At 68.2% G+C, this 2,191-nt stretch carries 2 protein-coding genes; both read left to right on the top strand.

The features are described 5' to 3' along the window. The coding region (locus LQV45_RS27215) for a family 78 glycoside hydrolase catalytic domain (protein WP_230009908.1) at positions 1–1,510 on the top strand (1,510 nt) is incomplete at its 5' end. 104 nt (positions 1,511–1,614) lie between these two features. After that, a partial coding sequence (locus LQV45_RS27210) for a glycoside hydrolase family 3 N-terminal domain-containing protein (RefSeq protein ID WP_290370326.1) occupies positions 1,615–2,191 on the top strand: 577 nt, incomplete at its 3' end.

Raw genomic sequence — 2,191 nt, 5'->3', positions numbered from 1 at the left:
GCTGCGCTCGGCCGCCGCCACCGACACGTTCATCCTCTCCGGCGCCAAGGACTTCTTCGAACCCAGCAAGACCTTCCACGGGTTCCGCTACGCGGAAGTATCCGGCTGGCCCGGCGAGCTGACGGCGGAATCCCTCGAAGCCGTGGCGGTGCACTCCCGGCTTGAACGCACCGGCAGCTTCGAGTGCTCCAACCCGCTGGTGAACCAGCTGCACCGCAACATCGTCTGGGGCCTCAAGGGCAATTTCCTGGACCTCCCCACCGACTGCCCGCAGCGCGATGAGCGGCTGGGCTGGACCGGGGACATCGCCGTGTTCGCCCCCACGGCCGCCTTCCTCTACGACGTCAAGGGCTTCCTGCAGGACTGGCTCCTCGACCTCGCCGCGGAACAAAAGGCTGCCGGCGGACTCGTTCCCATCACCGTGCCGGACGCCCTGAAGTACTGCCCCCAGCCGCCGGAATTCCCGGCACCGGAATCCTCTGCCATCTGGAGCGAGGCATCCGTGTGGGTTCCGTGGGCGCTGTGGGAGGCCTACGGCGACGACACCGTCTTGAAGGACCAGTACGACTCGATGGCCTCCCACACCCGCCGGGTAGAGGGACTGCTCTCGCCCGCCGGGCTCTGGGATGAAGGCTTCCAGTTCGGCGACTGGCTGGACCCGGACGCCGCGCCGGACCAGCCGTGGGCGGCCAAGGCGGACACCGGCGTCGTCGCCACAGCGTGCCTGTACCGCACGGCGTCCATCACCGCGCGGACGGCTGCGCTCCTGGGACACGACGCCGACGCCGACGGGTTCGGCCGCCTCGCCGAACGGGTCAAAGCGGCCTTCAACACCCACTACGTGGCCGCCGACGGAACCGTGCACAGCGACTGCACCACGGTCTACGCGCTGGCCATCGCCTTCGACATCCTGCAGACCGGCCGGCAGCGGGAGTTTGCCGCCAACCGCCTCGCCGAACTGGTACGGAACAACAATTACCGCGTCTCCACCGGGTTCGCCGGGACCCCCTTCATCACCGGCGCCCTGGCCGATACCGGTCACACTGACGCGGCGTACAGGCTCCTGCTCGAACAGGAATGCCCCTCATGGCTGTACCCGGTGACCATGGGGGCCACCACCGTCTGGGAACGGTGGGACTCCATGCTCCCGGACGGCTCAAACAACCCCGGCGAAATGACCAGTTTCAACCACTACGCGCTCGGCGCCATTGCTGATTGGCTGCACAAGTACGTCGGTGGAATCCGGCCGCTCGCCCCGGGCTACTCCAGGGTGCTGATCGCGCCCCTGCCCGGCGAGGGCATCGATTGGGCCAAAACCAGCCTGCGCAGCCCGCACGGCACCATCGCCGTCGAGTGGCGGACCACCGGCGACGGGGTGCTGGAAGTCGAAGCAACAATTCCCGACGGCGTGGAGGCGGAGATCAGGCTGCCGGGGCAGGACGGCCGAAGCGTGTGGGCCGGCACCCACCGCCTGACCGCCGCCGCCACCTCAGCAGCCGTCGCCTCCTAAATTCCACCCAGCGCCGTGTCAACCAATGAAACTGCGCTGTCCGGGCGCGCCGCCGCAAACCCATGCTGATAGCTGACGAAACCAACGATCAGGAGCACCAACGAATGACCTCCACGAGCTTTGACGCCGACGTCGAAGAAACGATCCGCACTCTGCCTTTGGCTGAGAAAGTCCGGCTCCTGAGCGGCTCCGGCCTGTGGCACACCCAGGCCGAGCCGCGCCTGGGACTGCCGAAGATCACGGTTTCCGACGGGCCCGTCGGCGTCCGCGGCCACCGCGACACCGAGGCAGCCGGCTCGGTGAACCTGCCGTCCGCCACGTGCCTGGCCTCTTCCTGGGACCGGCGGCTGATGGCGCGGGTGGGGAAGCTGCTGGCGGCCGAGGCGCGCCGCCAGCAGGTGGACGTGGTGCTCGGACCCACCATGAACCTGCACCGTTCACCGCTGGCGGGCCGGAACTTCGAGTGCCTGTCCGAGGACCCGCTCCTCACCGGTGAACTGGCGGCCGCGTACGTGGACGGCATCCAGGGCCAGGGCATCGGCGCCTGCCCCAAGCACTTCGTCGCCAACGAGGCCGAGACCGAGCGGACCACCGTCAACAACGTGCTCGACGAACGGACTTTGCATGAGGTGTACCTCGCACCGTTTGAACGCGTCGTCAGGCAGGCCCGGCCCTGGATGA

The organism is Microbacterium sp. Bi128, assembly GCF_918698205.1.
The sequence above is the reverse complement of the archived record's forward strand: the minus strand, read 5'-3'. Positions and strand labels throughout refer to the sequence as shown.